This is a genomic window from Halomonas alkalisoli, from assembly GCF_021412585.1.
Lineage (GTDB): Bacteria > Pseudomonadota > Gammaproteobacteria > Pseudomonadales > Halomonadaceae > Halomonas > Halomonas alkalisoli.
Genome location: NZ_JAKCMI010000026.1, coordinates 101544 through 117663 on the forward strand (window position 1 = coordinate 101544; position 16120 = coordinate 117663).

The following is a 16120-nucleotide window of genomic DNA, read 5'->3' on the forward strand; positions in this document are numbered from 1 at the left end:
CACAGGATCGGTCTGCTATCAATTGTGCCTCATGAATCAAAGGATCTTATAGTAGGAGTTCAGCTCGCCCTCCTCAGCCAGATGTGCATAGGTGTCCAGCTCTCTCACTGTATCCACCTCAAGCCAGCCATTCTCTACCAAACACGCCTTCACCAGCCACCCCCCATCAATCAATTGTTGTATAAAGCTGGTCATATGCATATTATCGAAACTCCTACCATCATACTTTGCATCAGGGTCGATGCCATCATACGCAGCCACCAGGTCCGACACCTTGTCACCACGAATACGAATCAGCCCTATATATTGAGCATGTACCTGATCATAAAACCGAGGCTTCTTCCCCAGTTCAAGCACATGCTGTTTTTCATCCATAACGAAAGTTTCTGCATCAGACAAGGGATCATCCATACGCAACCTCCATAGTCTTTCCCACTCTCTATCGGCAGCAACACAAATCGGAGCATTGCAATCAAGGACAGCTTGAAGCACCTGAGGTTCGTAGACAATATCACCATAACTTATTAATAGATCTTCACCGGACACCATGTGTTCTCGCGCGCAAAAAAGCGTACTAACCATATTGGTAGTTTCGTATCGTGCATTTTCCAACACCTCTGCACCAAGAGGGTCAAGCTTTTCAATACAGTAGCCACCAACAATGATGATGTTGTCAGAAATACCACACATCTCCATAACGGCCATTTGGCGGTGAAGCAGCGACTTTCCGGCCAAGAGTACCATGCACTTTGGCTTGTCGTTGGTGTAAGGGCGCAGGCGACTTCCTTGGCCCGCTGCAAGAATGATAGCTCTCATAAATCCCCTTTAAACAGCCGAATAATGAGTCGAATATCCGATAGCATAAAAGGCATTTCGCGCTCGGGATGCCACATTATGCCGGTCCATTTCCGATGACGATGCGTGACGGCCTCAATGGTGCCATCTGTCGCGGTCAGACATGACTGCAGTGTCTCGGCCAGGCCTTCTACCTGCACACCCCAGTCATGAAAACTGTTGACACGGGTGTAGGTACCAAACCGGGCTTCAGCGGTGGCTGCCCTGACCGAGTGCCGAGTGCCGACATGTTCCTTAACGGGGAAGAGACTGCCACCCAGATAAACGTTCATCATCTGCATACCACGGCAAACACCCAGTACGGGAAGTTGGTTATCACATGCGTAGTCAAGAATGGCTTTTTCTGTTAGATCACGTTCGGGAGCTGGGCAAGCAGGATTAGGCAAGCAGCTCAGGTCATTTCCGCCGGAGAGGATGTAACCATCCAGCTCCATCACCTCCAACCATGCAGCCACATTATTGAGACTGTTGGGAACAGGAACCGGGGTAAGGCCCAACTGCTCCAGCAAAACAAACCATTGCTGGTCTAGGCAATCGCGTCGTTCTGCGTACGATGCAACGTCTTCGACTCGCTGAGTAATACCAATTCGCCGGCTCACTGGAGAACCTGTATTAGATGGTTGGCAGCGTCAAGCTCAAGAACGGATGCCCGAGCAAAACTCGCGTATCGGGTTTCGCCCACTCCAATGGCGGCTGGTAAGCCGAACTCTGCCGCGCGGATGGCCATATGAGAATTGGCCCCCCCATACATGGTGATTAGCCCCGCGATATCCTGACCAAATAACCAGTCGAACCCCGGGTCAGCCTGAGGAATCAGGGCAATCTTTCCTTCCAGGGCTGAGCTCTTTCTGCTTGAGACCTGCCCAAGGTCCATGCAGGGGGCGATGATCCGACCGGATCCGACAAAGTTGGCCTGAGTGCTAGGGTAAAGAAATAGATAGAAATCCTTGTCATCCAGTAGCAGGGGCGGTAACTCGACAGCCCTCACCTGTTGATGGAACCGCTTACCGTCCATTGCCTGTTCACGCAGCCATTCGCCTATATCGTTGGTAGCCGCAGTGCCCGAGCGCAGAGCAGTAAAGGCTTCTAGTGGGATATGTGCCATATCGTCGCGTGAGACATCATAGGAATTTCCCACCTCCACCAGACAGTCCAGAGCGGCAGACAGGTGACGGCTAAAGGCAAATTTTGCATACTCACGACCTTCGATGGCATGCCGCATGAATTGCTCAACCGCTGCCAAGTCCTCCGATATCCCTTCTTCAGCCAATACTCTGCCAAATACCGCGCGCTCGCTTTGCCACAGGGCATCAATATCAGTCCGGTATTCTTCCCTTCTGCCTCGCGCACGCTCCACGAGGGGGGCCAGAAAGTGGAGCGGATCTTCCATATAAGACAGCGAGGTAATGTCATACGTGCCAGGGCGGAGATGCCCATAACGCTCGATAAATACCTGCCAAGGCAGGCGATGATCTGCTGTAGCAGCAGCATCTTCTGTAAGGCGGTGTGTTATCGTGCGGATGGAGTTCATGAAGGCATCCACAGCTCCTTGACTCAGAGCGCCGCGATAGACAGCCGACTTAAGTAGTGTGACAGCCACAAAAGCACTGCGGGCAAGGTGAGCAAACGCCAGGGTACCATAGCGCCGGCAATCCTCCAGCAGCACCAAGGCACGCTCCAGCGCCGGCATATCAGCCAGCATGATACGCTCAAAACGGCTTTGCAGTTTTTCAATAGCCTCCAGGTCTCCTGGCGTGCGAATGATGGCACCACAGGTAATGGCCTTGAGCCCCCTTGCTAGACAGGCCACTTGCCCTTCAGAGAAGCCTCCTTCCGCGATCAAGTGCGCTTGCCAGCGTTCAAAATCAAGAGCAAAACAGGTGGGCACCACATCAAACTCCACCTTGTCGTGCAGGTGCGGGTTCTGTCTCAGCCAGTCCAAGTAGAAGTTCACCAACCTGCCGGCCAACGCATCATCCACACTGGCGGGGACAAAAGAATTGAAACTGGCACGAATATCAACATAAGGGTGCCCGGCAAAAGCCACCAGCAAGGGTTGAGGCCGCACGTCACGGTATCCATATTCCGCTCTTTGGGTCGCCCAGATCTCATCCATGATGAGAAATCGGTATAGATCCATGGCCAGCTGTCCCGGCTTGGTGCCGATGATTTCCGCTGGGTTCCAGTCAGGCATCACCCCGAAAATGGCAGGACCTCCTACCACGAAGGGCGACGACTTCTGCAAGGCCCGGAACCGGGCTTCGGCATTATTCAGCAGTGCCGCAACCTGCTCATCCCTGGCCTCTGATCGGCCGTGATCAACGGTGATAGGACGGACCTGCAGAACATGGATATGGCCCGCTGGACTGATGGCAAATTCGATATCCAACGAGTCATAGCCCAACAGATCCTCGATCTCACGCAGGGCCGGAAGGATATCACGAATAGACTCAGGCGCCTGCTGATGCTTCATGCTGGCCTGGCGATGAACCAGAAGCGTCTTGTGATCACGGCTGGTCCCATTCGTGATGGATTCCGTACTGTGGGTCAGGTCGTCGTAATTGATGACATAATAGGGCGCCCCCTGGGCCAGGGTACGGGTGAACGCCACACCGCTGACCTGAACTTCCTCGAGCATTGGTTGTACCAATACCTGATGATCTCCATTGCCGTCCGGATAGGAAGCGATTACCTGCTCTATGGCGTTCCGTATAGCGGGCTGCGGTGTGGCCTCTACCCCAAGGATACTAGCGTAGACACCGGCATTGGCACAGGTAAACCCATCCTCTGATAGGGCACTGCTGCGTACAACCAGGCGCCCTGTCGTGAATGCTATCTGAATGCGGCGGATCACAAGATCTGGAGCACTATGCCATTCGGCAACGGTAAAACTGACTTGGTCTTCAATGCGACTAAGTCTGACGAGCCCCCGCAAGCGGTGAAGAGTCTGCGCCTTGGTGCCCATGATGAACCGCGTCAAATCCCGAGGTTCATTGAGCTCTGCCCAATCCCCCACCACATCCACTGCCTGAATGTTGAAGCCCCGTATCCGCAGCAACTCCAGTAATTGTGAAAGGTTGGCATGCCTCACCGGTGGAAAAAGTGACTCAGCATTATCTTTCAGGAACTTAATTACGTCAGGACTGAGCCGCACGAACCCGACAAACTCAGCATCAGCCATTTCTGGCAAAATATCCGGCCCCAAGCGAGTCACTGTAGTTTGGAACATGTTCACCTTCTCACAACGCGCAATATCGTTCTCCGAACGACCGGAAAAACGATGGCGCCAGGCGCTATCCACAGCTACCACAATATCTCCGCTGGCCTCAGCAACCCCACGAACAGCTGACTCGCGAAATAACACATCTGCATAAGAAATAAAGTGCTGTGCCCCTGATATCAAAGGTGCATGCAGCAAAGAAGTCGCTGCGCCGGTACTCTCCCATTCCACATTGAAGGTGTAATGAAGGCTAGGGTAGCGGCTGGAAATTTCTTCAAGCTGGTATCCGCCCACAAATTTAACTTCCGGTGAAAGGCATCCCACCGCTTGCAAGAGCCAATCCAATACACGTCCTTGGCTGGCGCCCCCTCTGAGAACTGGATGCTGCTCACCGCTATAAGGACGGCCAGCACCGAGAATAATGAGTTGATTTTTTCTCGAGTGTTCAGCTGAGATGGAAGCCGAATTTAATTGAGCTGCCATAGTATCATTCATGTCATGAAACCTTTTGTGGAAAGTTGCCAAGGAGCATAGGCCATGAAATGGCTAAAGATTTAATTACATCATGCCACCATTTATTTTCCAGCAGCAATCGCCAACTTTATGCTTCTTAATATCTTATCGGATGGCGAGTCATGGCAATATAAAGGCTCCACTTCATCTAATAGAAACTGCTTATGATCGGCCTTGATACTGCAACCCCCGTCAACTACAGAAATCAGGAAGCTCTCAATATCGCTTTTTTCCCTAGCAAGGTAATAAGCCTTTAGCGCTTTCAATCCGAATTTGTTTTTCAGCCCAGGCTGTTGCTTGTCGCTCACAAGATACAGGCAGGGTTTTTCTACAAAAACGTATTCAACGATAAAAGAACTTGAGTCATGTATTATTGCATCGGACTGTACGAATAACTCACTATACTCACCCTCATCTAGCTGAGTGTTTTCGGAAAAGTCCCAATATGAATAGTATTTATCGGCTTTCTCCTTTCCCCAGTCAGGATGTCGATAGAGCTTTGGCTTGAGGACCGGATGGGGCTTGAAAGACCACTGTGTTTCATTTCGATATCTTGTTGAAAGCTCAACCATGAATTCGGCATATTCATTAAAATTGGACAACCCTGAAGCCGCACCTATAGAGTGATGCGGAGCAAAGATAACTTTCTTCTTCCCACACACCTGTTCTTTCCATGCACCTTTCTTTCCTTCATTTTTTACCAACAGGCTTTCGCATGATGGATAGCCCGTTAAGACGCAGTTGGTGGCCTTATTATCAGAAACCTTTTTTGCCCTATCCATAGAATGCTGGTGGGGCATGAAAATCTTCCACATGACATTATGGAAGTGCGTATTAAACATGCTCTGCTCGCTAACATGACTCGTTGCCAAATAAAAATAAGGAACATAGCAGGTCAAAAATTTATGAAACGCATCCTCATAATATTCAGGCCTAGTGTGATTGTATGGGCGCGTAAAAAAAACCAAATCAGGTTTTAAATCTTCAACTCTTAACCACGAGTTACTCGCCTTGTCGTATGATGAAATTACAGGATAGCTTTTCCCTGAAAAGTAACTATATGCCCTCTCCATATCCTCAACCATCGTTTCATGGCCATACTCAACATGAGGGCAGACAAGAATCATCGGATCAAAAAAAGGATCATCCAGCATTTTCCGAAATACAGTATCAACCTTCCAGACACTTTCATGGATGGCGAGAAAAACAACCTTGATCCGCTTCTTTTCTTTTATCCTCTTTAGCTCCTGCATATGACGCAGCCTGACTCTCCATAAATGCAATTTATTTAACATTCGTTTAATATATTTTTTTATAGGCTGCGGCAATATTTTTTTAATATAATCCATCCCATCAACTCCTGGACAAAATACTGCACATGCGGTATCCCGGGCTCCTGAGCGCTCCTCCAGAAACTCTTGTGCCGGCGTACGGTAACCAAGATCGAAGGGCTTCAAACAGACAATTCGAGAAATAAAATATCTACATAGGAAATAAAGTGCTGTGCCCTGAGATCACTAAAGTTTCAACTGCATCATGTCACCATTTATTTTCCTGCAGAAATCGCGTCCTTGAGAGTTCTTAATATCTTATCGGATGGCGAGTCATGGCAATATAGAGGCTCCACTTCATCTAACAGAAACTGCTTATGATTGGCTTTGACACTGCAATCCCCGTTAATTACAGAAATCAGGAAGTTCTCAATATCGCTCTTTTCCCTAGCAAGATCATAAGCCTTTAGCGCTTTCAATCCGAATTTGTTTTTCAGCCCAGCCTGTTGCTTGTCCCTCACAAGATACAGGCAGGGTTTTTCTACAAAAAGGTATTCAACGATAAAGGAACTTGAGTCATGTATTATTGCATCGGACTGCACGAACAACTCACTATACTCACCTTCATCTAGCTGAGTGTTTTCGGAAAAGGCCCAGTAAGAAAAGTATTTATCGGCTTTCTCCTTTCCCCAGTCAGGATGTCGATAGAGCTTTGGCTTGAGGACCGGATGGGGCTTGAAAGACCACTGTGTTTCATTGCGGTATCTTGTTGAAAGCTCAACCATGAATTCGGCATATTCAATAAAATTGGACAACCCTGAAGCCGTACCTATAGAGTGATGCGGGGCAAAGATAATTTTCTTCTTCCCACACACCTGTTCTTTCCATACACCTTTCTTGCCTTCATTTTTGACCAACAGGCTTTCACAGGATGGATAGCCTGTTAAGACGCAGTTGGTGGCGTTATTATCAGAAACCTTTTTTGCCCTATCCATAGAATGCTGGTGGGGCATGAAAATCTTCCACATGGCATTATGGAAGTGCGTATTAAACATATATTCCTCGCTAATATGACTCGTTGCCAGATAAAAATAAGGAACATAGCATGTCAAATATTTGTAAAATGCATTTTCGTAATATTCAGGCCTAGTGTGTCTGTATGGGCGCGTAAAAAAAACCATATCAGGTTTGAGATCTTCAACTCTTAACCACGAGCCACTCGCCTTGTCATATGATGAAATTACAGGATAACTTTTCCTTGAAAAGTAGTTATATGCCTTCTCCATATCCTCAACCATCGCTTCATTGCCATACTCAACATGAGGACAGACAAGAATCATCGGATCAAAAAAAGGATCATCCAGCATTTTCCGAAATACAGCGTCAACCTTCCACATGCTTTCATGGATGGCTAAAAATACAACCTTGATCCGCTCCTTTTTTTTTACCCTCTTTAGCTCCTGCACATGACGCAGCCTGACTACCCATATTAATATACTTTTAATGTGATTTTTTACAGGCTGTGGCAATATTTTTCTTATATATTCCATCTCCTCAACTCCTGGAAAAATGCTGAACATGCGGCATCCCGAGCTCCTGAGCGCTCTTCCAGAAACTATTGTGACGGCGCCCGGTAACCAAGAGCGAAGGGCTTAGAACAGATAATTTGAGAAATAAAATATTTATATAGGAAATAAAGTGCCGTGCGCAGAGATCAAAGGCGCATGCAGAAAAAAGTCTCTGAACCGGCCTTCTCCCTTTCCACGTTGAAGGTGTAATACCGATTAGGATATTAGCTGTAAATTTCTTCAAGCCGGCACCCGCTCCCAAATTTAACTTCCGGTGAAAGGCATCCCACCGCTTTCAAGAGTCAAACCCATATGCTATGAGATCAGTAAGTTTCAACTGCATCATTTCACCATTTATTTTCCTGCAGAAATCGCGCCCTTGAGGGTTCTTAATATCTTATCGGATGGCGAATCATGACAATATAGAGGCTCCACTTCATCTAATAGAAATTGCTTATGATCGGGCTTGATACTGCAATCCCCGTCAACTACAGAAATCAGGAAGCTCTCAATATCGCTTTTTTCCCTAGCAAGGTAATAAGCCTTTAGCGCTTTCAATCCGAAATTATTTTTCAACCCAGGCTGTTGTTTGTCGCTCACAAGATACAGGCAGGGTTTTTCTACAAAAAGATATTCAACGATAAAGGAACTAGAGTCATGTATTATTGCATCGGACTGCATGAACAATTCATTATACTCACCTTCATCTAGCTGAGTGTTTTCGGAAAAGGCCCAATAAGAAAAGTATTTATCAGTTTTCTCCTTTCCCCAGTCAGGATGTTGATGGAGATTATACTTGAGTATCCGATGGGGCTTGAAAGACCACTGTGTTTCATTGCGGTATCTTGTTGAAAGTTCAACCATGAATTCGGCATATTCAATAAAATTGGACAACCCTGAAGCCGCACCTATAGAGTGATGCGGGGCAAAGATAATTTTCTTCTTCCCACACACCTGTTCTTTCCATACACCTTTCTTGCCTTCATTTTTTACCAACAGGCTTTCACAGGATGGATAGCCCGTTAAGACGCAGTTGGTAGCGTTATTATCAGAAACCTTTTTTGCCCTATCCATAGAATACTGGTGGGGCATGAAAATCTTCCACATGGCATTATGGAAGTGCATATTAAACATATCCTCCTCCCTAATATGACTCGTTGCCAGATAAAAATAAGGAACATAACAGGTCAAATATTTATAAAAAACATGCTCATAATATTCAGGCCTAGTACGATCATATGGGCGCGTAAAAAAAACCAAATCAGGTTTGAGATCTTCAACTCTTAACCACGAGTCATTCGCCTCGTCGTATGATAAAATTACAGGATAGCTTTTCCTTGAAAAGTAGCTATATGCCTTCTCCATATCCTCAACCATCGCTTCATGGCCATATTCAACATGAGGACAGACAAGAACCATCGGATCAAAAAAAGGATCATCCAACATTTTCCGAAATACAGAATCAACCTTCCAGACACTTTCATGGATGGCGAGAAATACAACCTTGATCCGTTCCTTTTCTTTTATCCTCTTGAGTTCCTGTACGTGACGCAGCCTTACTATCCATATTAACATTATTTTAATATAATTTTTTACAGGCTGCGGCAGTATTTTTTTTATATACCTCATTTCATCAACTCCTGGGAAAATGCTGCACCTGCGATATCCCGGGTTCCTATACCGATAGGGAAGATGCGATACGAAACATAGCGGGTAGCCGGGAGCAGGGCTGTCGCTTCTTCACTCAGGCTTGGGCGCGACTACCTGGACACTGGCCGGATCCCCCCTACCCCGATCTCATCGCTGAAGGAGAAGTCGCGGGCCGCTTAAAGCCTAAGGTCTACCGCCACGTTATAGTCGGAAAGTTAACTGAGGATATCCACCCACGGGTGTTACGCAGATCAGAACAGTTTGCCCTGAAGATCAGCCCGATCACCAACACCACAACGCCATTGCCTTGCATGCAGTGTTTCGGCAGCAGCGGATGCGCGCCTAATTAAAAATGCGCGATATATTCTGGCTCAACTCAGCGATATTGATATCTGGTATCCGGTCATAAGGTGGGTAGAACATGCCGTGTCGTGAATAAAGCCCGTACACAAAAGTAAAGTCACCCGCATAAATAGAGGTCTCAGGCTGTGACATCAGGCGCTCCACCATGCCAGAACCGCCCAGTGCCGAGAGATGATCGATCGATAACGGCCGATACCCATTGTCAAGTGATATCCATGGCTCGTTAGAGTCCACCACCATCCAGCCTTTTGAGGTCAGCACTTCGGTTACAGCATGCGAGCGGACCTGTGGCGTAAGCAGAGACTTGATCGCAGATCCAGTTTCAACTGTTGAATAAATAGCGATATGACGTGTTTCGAAGCCATGTTGTCGAAGAGCTTTTTCGATAAAGCGACTACGGTCGAAGCAAAGGCCTTTACCTCGCGCCAGCAGGTCATTGGGCTCACGTGGCATGCCATGTGGGATTCCGGAATTGACAGGCACGTTGCCGAGCACAGCCCCTTGCACCAGACGTATGAAATCCACCTCCTCCTGAAACGTCAGGTTTCCGTCATTTGAGCCTTCAAAAAATGGGCCTAACACTTGACCTATGGCTAGCTTATCTTCCCGAGTAACTCCGTTGTCGACCTGAGTTATAAACAAGTAGGTGAAAAACAACATCGGCAATACAACCAACATTCCGACAAGCTTAATTTTCATCTTCATTTGATCCGCCCTACATCCGTAATATTCTAAAGCATTGAAAGAATAGACAATTGATAAGGCAGCCAAGATTGAGCATTGCTAGCGAAGAACAACCATACATTCAGCACCACCGCGTAGTAGGCCACCACGCTGAGTACAATCAGAGTCGACCAGCGCGAGTCCCGGCTTATCAACGGAAGCCGAGAGAAAAGGAAGATCTGAACGGGGATCAGATAAAGGGCGACACGGTCGGTAGCGGTGGAAGACATAATAACCAGTGGGATGCAGGCGATGGCCAGCACCGAAAGCCACCACCACAGGCGACGCTCATCTTCCTTGAGTTGCAAGTATCGCTGCAAGACGAGATAGAGCCCTGCCGGTACGGCATTCATCAGGACACGTATCAGCCCACCCTCGGACTGGTAGTTGGCCTCGACGTAATTGGTCCAGAGATCATCGGCGGAATCGAACAGGAAAAGGTAACCGCCGATCAGCGTGGCCATCCCCGCCCAGGCCAGGGAAATGAGTCGGCTCTGGCTGGCCGCCAGCCCCGCTACTGGCAACAGCAGCACCGCAGACCTGTGGAAAGCCGCGCCAATCAGTACCCAGACCACAAAAGTGCGAACCTTGCCATCGCCGAGTGCCACCAGGCCCAGCAGAACGAATCCCAGCGCCACGGCCTGGCGACTGTAGCCCATGGCTACCACAACGATCAGGTAGGGCACCGCCACCATCAGGGCCAGCCAGGGCAACGGCTGATCGCGAACAAAGGCCACTACCCCGGTCATCACGATGGCACCACAGGCCAGATTCACCCAGTAAATATTGCCGCCCAGCTTCATCACCAGCCAGTTGAGCAGGTAATAGCCTGGATCCTTACTCGTGAACACCTCGAACAGGGTCATGGCCGAGGCACGGTTCAGATATCCAAGGTACGCCCCCCAATCACCGCCAACCTCGAAGCGCAGGCCGATAGCCAGGGCAAACAGGCTACCGACTAACCACCACATCACGCGGCGAGAATCGGGGGTCAGCCGGTAGGGTGCCAGCACCCCCACGGCGGGAATCAGAAAGAGAATCCAGTAAGGCAGCATGGCTATCGCCTATGCAGTGAGAGGCGCTGCGGATACGGTGCTCAGCGTCACGGATCAGGGCAGCCTAGGCTTCCACTGCCGCTGCCAGGCCAGTAACTGCAGTACTGCCCAGAGCTGCTGGGCATGGTGCCCCTGCCCTTTCAGGTGGGCCTGCCACAACTTGCGAACCTGGCGGCCATCCAGCCTGGGCAGCTCGGCAAGGCTGGCGGTGGAGAGCAGGTCCTCCGCCCATTCCCGCAGCGGGCCCCGCAGCCAGGCATCCAGCGGCACGGCGAAGCCCATCTTGGGGCGTTCGATCAGCTCATGAGGCACATGGCGGTAGAGCAGCTGGCGCAGCACCCACTTGCCCTGGCCGTCGCGCAACTTGATTTCGGCGGGAATGCGCCAGGCGGTGTGGAATACCTCAGGGTCGAGGAACGGCACCCGCACTTCCAGGCTACTGGCCATGCTGGCGCGGTCCACCTTAACCAGCACGTCGTCGACCATGTAATGGAGTGTATCCATCAGCAGCATCCACTCCACGCCGGTGAAATTCTGGAGTGCCGGGAAAAGGGATTCCGGCGCTCTGCATGGCCCTTGACCGGCCAACAGCGCAGCGGGCTGGCGGTTCATCGCGGCCACCCCGGCAAACAGTGCCCTCTCCCCGGGGCTGGCCAGCACTGCAGCCAGCTTGTGCAACTTCTCGCCGAAGGTGCGCAAGCGCAGTTGGCTCGGCAGCAACCGGCCCCCCAGTCGCATCAACTGATCGTAGTGATGCGAGGGAATCGCCCTGAGCGTCACCGCCAGGGCCCGCCGAGCCGGCAGCGGCAGCCGCTCCAACTGGTGCCAGATCCTCGGCACCCAGAGGTGGCGGTTATAGCCGCCGAACAGTTCATCGCCGGCATCGCCGGAGAGCGCCACCGTGACGTGCTCGCGGGTCAGCCGAGCAACCAGCGCGGTGGGCAACTGAGAAGAGTCGGCGAACGGTTCATCGAAGAGCTCGGACAGGTGAGGCACCAGCTCAACCGCCATTCGGGAGGTAGCTTGCAGCGTCATGTGTTCGGTGCCCAGGTGAGCCGCCACTGCCTCGGCATGGGTGGTTTCGTCGTAGCGGGCATCATCGAAGCCCACCGAGAAGGTGCACACCGGCCGGCTTGTCTGTTGCTGCATCAGCGCCACGACCAGCGAGCTGTCGATACCGCCGGACAGGAATGCCCCTAGCGGGACATCGGCCAGCATACGGTGGCGTACCGATTGGCCTAGCGCCTGTGCTACCGCAGAAACGGCGGCCTCGGGATGCTCGATGCGCCCTACCTGCATGGCTGCATAAGCAGCTCGCTCCGCTGACCACCAGTGCCGCGGGGCAGGCAGCTCACCGGCCTGCACATCGCCAACCGATACCTGCAGTAGGCACCCCGGAGGCAACTTGACCACCCCCTGGAAGATGCTGCTCCCACCGCCCACACAACCGAAGCGCAGATATCCCTCCAAGGCATCGGTGGCCAGGGTACCCTGCCACGCGGGGTGCGCCATCAGGGCCTTGAGTTCGGAGCCGAACAGCAGCGGCCCGGTACCGTGGACCTTACCCGCATTGCCACCGAGTGTGCCTCGAGCAAAACCATAGTAGAGCGGTTTTTCGCCGAAGCGATCCCGTGCCAGGGTCAAGATGCGGTACCGTCGATCCCACAGTGCAATGGCGAACATTCCGACGCAACGCTTGAGCGTCTGCTCGACGCCCCACAACGCAAACGCCGCCAGTAGGGTCTCGGTATCCGAATGGCCTTTCCACTGGATGCCCACTGCAGTCGGTTCTTCACCCCAAGTGCCGCGGCCCTCGTGTTTGTCGATTCCTCGACCCTCGAACCTGCTCTCCCCTCGAAGCTCATCCCTGATTGCCTGATGATTATAAATCTCACCATTGAAGGCGATCACATAGCGCTTGCAGGCCGAGTGCATGGGTTGATGGCCAGCCGGCGAGAGATCCAGGATGGAGAGCCGACGGTGTCCCAGCGCCACGCTGGCGCCACGATCGACCCAGATGCCCACATCATCGGGGCCACGGTGCTGGAGGGTACCCGCCATTGCCATGACCTCGCCTTTCAGCTTAGCCAGCGCAGGCGATCCCCCTGTCAGTAAGCCTGTGCAACCACACATGGCGCTAGCCCCCCAAACGCGAGACGCGCGCCAGGGCCGGTCCTGCCAGAGTGCCTGCCGCCGCCGCCACGGCAAAGTAGCCCGTCAGAACAAGGAACCCTTCGGCGCCTGGATAGGGCCACAGGACCAGCAGGCCGATGAGGGGCATCAAGAAAAAGAACAACCGGAACGTGGCACGTTGTCTGCCAGGCATACGCAGAAGGTCCTTGCTGTCCAGGTAGCCCAGCAGGCGAAAGACGACATAGGACACAGCCGCCGCCAACCCGATGCCGAGCCGCTGGGTGTCCTCCACCACGAACATCACCGGTGCCATGAACCGCAACCATGCCAGCCACAGGAAGGTCGCGGCCTTGAGCTCCTTGTCTTGCAGTGCATTGTGCAGGGCAAAGGTGAGACACAGGGCCAGGTGAAACGACCACCACGCCGGTACCGCCAGCATGTCCAGCCATGCCGTGATCAGCACGAATACGAGCAGGCGACTGCCCGTCCACGCCAGCCCCCACCCGAGCCTTGCTCCCTGCGGCCCGCGCTTGCGCCCCTCCGCCTCCCGTGGAGCCGCATACAAATCGTTCACCAGGTAGCCGATCTCGTACAGGCTGATGAACGCCAGGTAAGCAAGACCCGCCATAGCCAGGGCCTGCCGCGGCTCCACCGCACCAACCGCGACCACGAGCACCATCGCAGCCAGCCACTCGAAGATCACGTGGAAGCTAAGGCTGCCCTCCCGGAGACGGGTGTCCAGGAAATAGCTAAAAGGGAGGAGGTAGACAAAGTTCATGCGTTGATCTCGATGAAGTGCACCCCGAGCCCCTGCCAGCGTTCACGGTGTGATGCATGGTGAATGACGATATAAGCCACCGAGGCCATCTCGACGAGAGCCCTATCCGAAGCATTGTCTGTCATCACGCCAAGCGGTCCTCCCAGGAGAGACTTGCCATACTTCGCGGCCAGCGCCTGCGGCTTTTGGCCTGTCAGATCCGTCTCGTAGCGCCCCGAGAGGATGCCGTCACGCTGCTCCAGCGTGCTAGCCACATACCGAGCACCGGTCAAGGAGGCCAAGGCCGCTACTACCGGATCCAGGCTGGCTGAGGCCAGCACGACACGCCCTGTCGCGAACGGTTCTTCCAACACATGCCATACGGACCCTATCCGCCGTTCAGCCAACAATTTGCTCGCATACTCGCGGGCACTCTCGTCGAGCGCCTCGCACCGCTCCCCGGCCAACAGGCGTACGACAAAACGCTTCAAGAGATGTTGCCCAGTCAACTTCTCTGCCACCGCGAAGCCCCACCACAGCAGGCGACGGCGGGAACTCACAGCATTGAAGAGCTTGGCGCGCAGCGGCCGCGCGGCATCCCTGGCAAAGTGGTGGCGCAGAAGACCGAGCGTGGTGTCATCGAAGACTAGGGTGCCGCAAACATCCACCACATAGAGTTCGGGAGCAGGCCACCCCATCATGACAAGGCCTCGATCTGCGTATAGACTTGGTGATAGGACATCCTCGCCCTTTCCAGCCCCAGACATTCCTGCGCCCTCAGTCGCAACCGCTCGCCTCCCTTGGCAAGAATCCCGTCGAGATCCCCGGCGATGCGCTCGAAGGCAGACGGATCGTTCAGATCGATCACCACACCCGCGTCCAGTGCCAGGGTAATCGCATCGATATCGCCCACTCCGGCATTGCTGATCGCAGGAATGCCCAGGGCAAACGCCTCGGCCAGCTTTGTGGGTGAGCAGGCCATCTGAGAATAGGTGGCGCGTCGAAAGCTCAGCATGAGATCCGAAGTGCCAAGCAACCCCGGGACCTCGTCGCGACGAGCAGACCTGATATGGATACGATGTCGTAGGTCGGCCAGGTTCGACTCAGCCAGGCGCGCATCATGCTCGGATGACCAGTCCTGGGTGATCAGTAGCAAATGGGCGTCGTCGCGCTGCCGGGCCACGGTCTCGAACAGCCGGAACATATCGTCAAGCAAGTAGACGGTCCCCAGCGACCCGAGATAGGAAATGACCAGTGCGCCCTTGTCGATGCCAATATCGGCGCGTGTTGCCAGTCTGTCCGATGTCGAGACCCCTGAAAAATGGTCGAAATCCGCACAACAAGGAATCACCGCAACGGGGGCATGCATGCCAGGCGCCAGGCGTCCTAATTCGGGGACCACTCGCTCGGTGAGCACGACTACTGCATCCGCACACTCCAGAAACCGTCTTTCCAGCCGCTTGTAATAGCGATAGAGCCGCCGATAGAACCAGCGGTCTTGCGGCCAGAGATTTCCCTCCACCCTGTCATCGACCCACAATCCGCGCATGTCGAATATCGTCTTGACGCCCGTGAAACGACGAAGGAAACAGCCAACCTGCATGGCCGGATAGCTGCGGCAGTGAGCGATACCAAAGCGGTAGCGCCGCTGCAACCTGAGTGCCGTGGCATACATTCGGAGCAGATCCCACATTTTTCCCAGTTTCCCCATGCGCGACGTAAAGGTGAGCGGCGTCCACCCGATTCCCCGTGTATCCAGCTCCCGCCGCAGGGCACTTTCTCCGCGTTCAAAACGACCGGGCTTCTCAAAGCTCACGATATGCAACTGGCGTGGATGATCCGCGATACAGAATAGGTAAGGCAAAATCTGACTACCACCCAGCGGGTCTAGCAAACCATCATAGGTAATGAATAGGGCAGACTGGTTAAGTCGGCGATTAAAAGGAATATTTCGCATAAAAAGACCAGATTATTCGTCATGACAATCAAGAACAAACACGACTCCAGTAACT

The 16120-nt window shown here is 52.5% G+C and carries 12 protein-coding genes; all 12 read right to left on the bottom strand.

The annotated features are described in order from the left end of the window. Positions 1 to 36 precede the first annotated feature (36 nt). The 12 genes from LY622_RS11165 to LY622_RS11220 all read right to left on the bottom strand — a co-directional run bounded on the left by LY622_RS11165 (position 37) and on the right by LY622_RS11220 (position 16065). Positions 37 to 816 carry a phosphocholine cytidylyltransferase family protein gene (locus LY622_RS11165; protein ID WP_234290982.1) on the bottom strand — a complete coding sequence of 260 codons (780 nt, stop codon included), beginning with the start codon at positions 814 to 816 and terminating at the stop codon, positions 37 to 39. Continuing rightward, positions 813 to 1454: a type 1 glutamine amidotransferase gene (locus LY622_RS11170; protein WP_234290983.1), complete on the bottom strand. Its 642-nt coding sequence runs from the start codon at positions 1452 to 1454 to the stop codon at positions 813 to 815. The genes LY622_RS11165 and LY622_RS11170 overlap by 4 nt, the downstream gene beginning before the upstream one ends. After that, on the bottom strand, positions 1451 to 4570 hold the full coding sequence (locus tag LY622_RS11175; RefSeq protein WP_234290984.1) for a PEP-utilizing enzyme: 3120 nt from the start codon (positions 4568 to 4570) through the stop codon (positions 1451 to 1453). The genes LY622_RS11170 and LY622_RS11175 overlap by 4 nt, the downstream gene beginning before the upstream one ends. A gap of 80 nt (positions 4571 to 4650) precedes the next feature. Continuing rightward, positions 4651 to 6045, bottom strand: coding sequence for a CDP-glycerol glycerophosphotransferase family protein (locus LY622_RS11180; RefSeq protein ID WP_234290985.1), 1395 nt, complete (start codon positions 6043 to 6045; stop codon positions 4651 to 4653). Between the two features lie 89 nt (positions 6046 to 6134). Continuing rightward, a complete protein-coding gene (locus LY622_RS11185) occupies positions 6135 to 7439 on the bottom strand; it encodes a CDP-glycerol glycerophosphotransferase family protein (protein ID WP_234290986.1) in 1305 nt (434 codons plus the stop codon). A gap of 342 nt (positions 7440 to 7781) precedes the next feature. Further along, a complete protein-coding gene (locus tag LY622_RS11190) occupies positions 7782 to 9056 on the bottom strand; it encodes a CDP-glycerol glycerophosphotransferase family protein (RefSeq protein ID WP_234290987.1) in 1275 nt (424 codons plus the stop codon). A gap of 363 nt (positions 9057 to 9419) precedes the next feature. Further along, complete coding sequence (locus LY622_RS11195) at positions 9420 to 10145, bottom strand: transglutaminase domain-containing protein (RefSeq protein WP_234290988.1); 726 nt, start codon at positions 10143 to 10145, stop codon at positions 9420 to 9422. A gap of 26 nt (positions 10146 to 10171) precedes the next feature. After that, entirely contained in the window at positions 10172 to 11218 is a 1047-nt protein-coding gene (locus LY622_RS11200) for an EpsG family protein (protein ID WP_234290989.1), read from the bottom strand. A 54-nt stretch (positions 11219 to 11272) separates the two neighbouring features. Next, positions 11273 to 13351, bottom strand: a complete 2079-nt coding sequence (asnB, locus tag LY622_RS11205) for an asparagine synthase (glutamine-hydrolyzing) (RefSeq protein WP_500796436.1) — start codon at positions 13349 to 13351, stop codon at positions 11273 to 11275. Between the two features lie 4 nt (positions 13352 to 13355). Further along, positions 13356 to 14129, bottom strand: a complete 774-nt coding sequence (locus tag LY622_RS11210) for a hypothetical protein (protein WP_234290991.1) — start codon at positions 14127 to 14129, stop codon at positions 13356 to 13358. After that, entirely contained in the window at positions 14126 to 14809 is a 684-nt protein-coding gene (locus LY622_RS11215) for a haloacid dehalogenase-like hydrolase (RefSeq protein ID WP_234290992.1), read from the bottom strand. Before LY622_RS11215 ends, LY622_RS11210 begins: the two co-directional genes overlap by 4 nt. Continuing rightward, positions 14806 to 16065 carry a glycosyltransferase gene (locus LY622_RS11220; RefSeq protein WP_234290993.1) on the bottom strand — a complete coding sequence of 420 codons (1260 nt, stop codon included), beginning with the start codon at positions 16063 to 16065 and terminating at the stop codon, positions 14806 to 14808. The genes LY622_RS11215 and LY622_RS11220 overlap by 4 nt, the downstream gene beginning before the upstream one ends. Positions 16066 to 16120: the final 55 nt, after the last annotated feature.

What these genes read in the sequence shown, in the direction of transcription:
- LY622_RS11195 (WP_234290988.1), bottom strand. Translation starts at nt 10,145, where the DNA reads ATGAAGATGAAAATTAAGCTTGTCGGAATGTTGGTTGTATTGCCGATG.
- LY622_RS11165 (WP_234290982.1), bottom strand. Translation starts at nt 816, where the DNA reads ATGAGAGCTATCATTCTTGCAGCGGGCCAAGGAAGTCGCCTGCGCCCT.
- LY622_RS11210 (WP_234290991.1), bottom strand. Translation starts at nt 14,129, where the DNA reads ATGAACTTTGTCTACCTCCTCCCTTTTAGCTATTTCCTGGACACCCGT.
- LY622_RS11185 (WP_234290986.1), bottom strand. Translation starts at nt 7,439, where the DNA reads ATGTTCAGCATTTTTCCAGGAGTTGAGGAGATGGAATATATAAGAAAA.
- LY622_RS11200 (WP_234290989.1), bottom strand. Translation starts at nt 11,218, where the DNA reads ATGCTGCCTTACTGGATTCTCTTTCTGATTCCCGCCGTGGGGGTGCTG.
- LY622_RS11175 (WP_234290984.1), bottom strand. Translation starts at nt 4,570, where the DNA reads ATGAATGATACTATGGCAGCTCAATTAAATTCGGCTTCCATCTCAGCT.
- asnB (WP_500796436.1), bottom strand. Translation starts at nt 13,351, where the DNA reads ATGTGTGGTTGCACAGGCTTACTGACAGGGGGATCGCCTGCGCTGGCT.
- LY622_RS11220 (WP_234290993.1), bottom strand. Translation starts at nt 16,065, where the DNA reads ATGCGAAATATTCCTTTTAATCGCCGACTTAACCAGTCTGCCCTATTC.
- LY622_RS11190 (WP_234290987.1), bottom strand. Translation starts at nt 9,056, where the DNA reads ATGAGGTATATAAAAAAAATACTGCCGCAGCCTGTAAAAAATTATATT.
- LY622_RS11215 (WP_234290992.1), bottom strand. Translation starts at nt 14,809, where the DNA reads ATGATGGGGTGGCCTGCTCCCGAACTCTATGTGGTGGATGTTTGCGGC.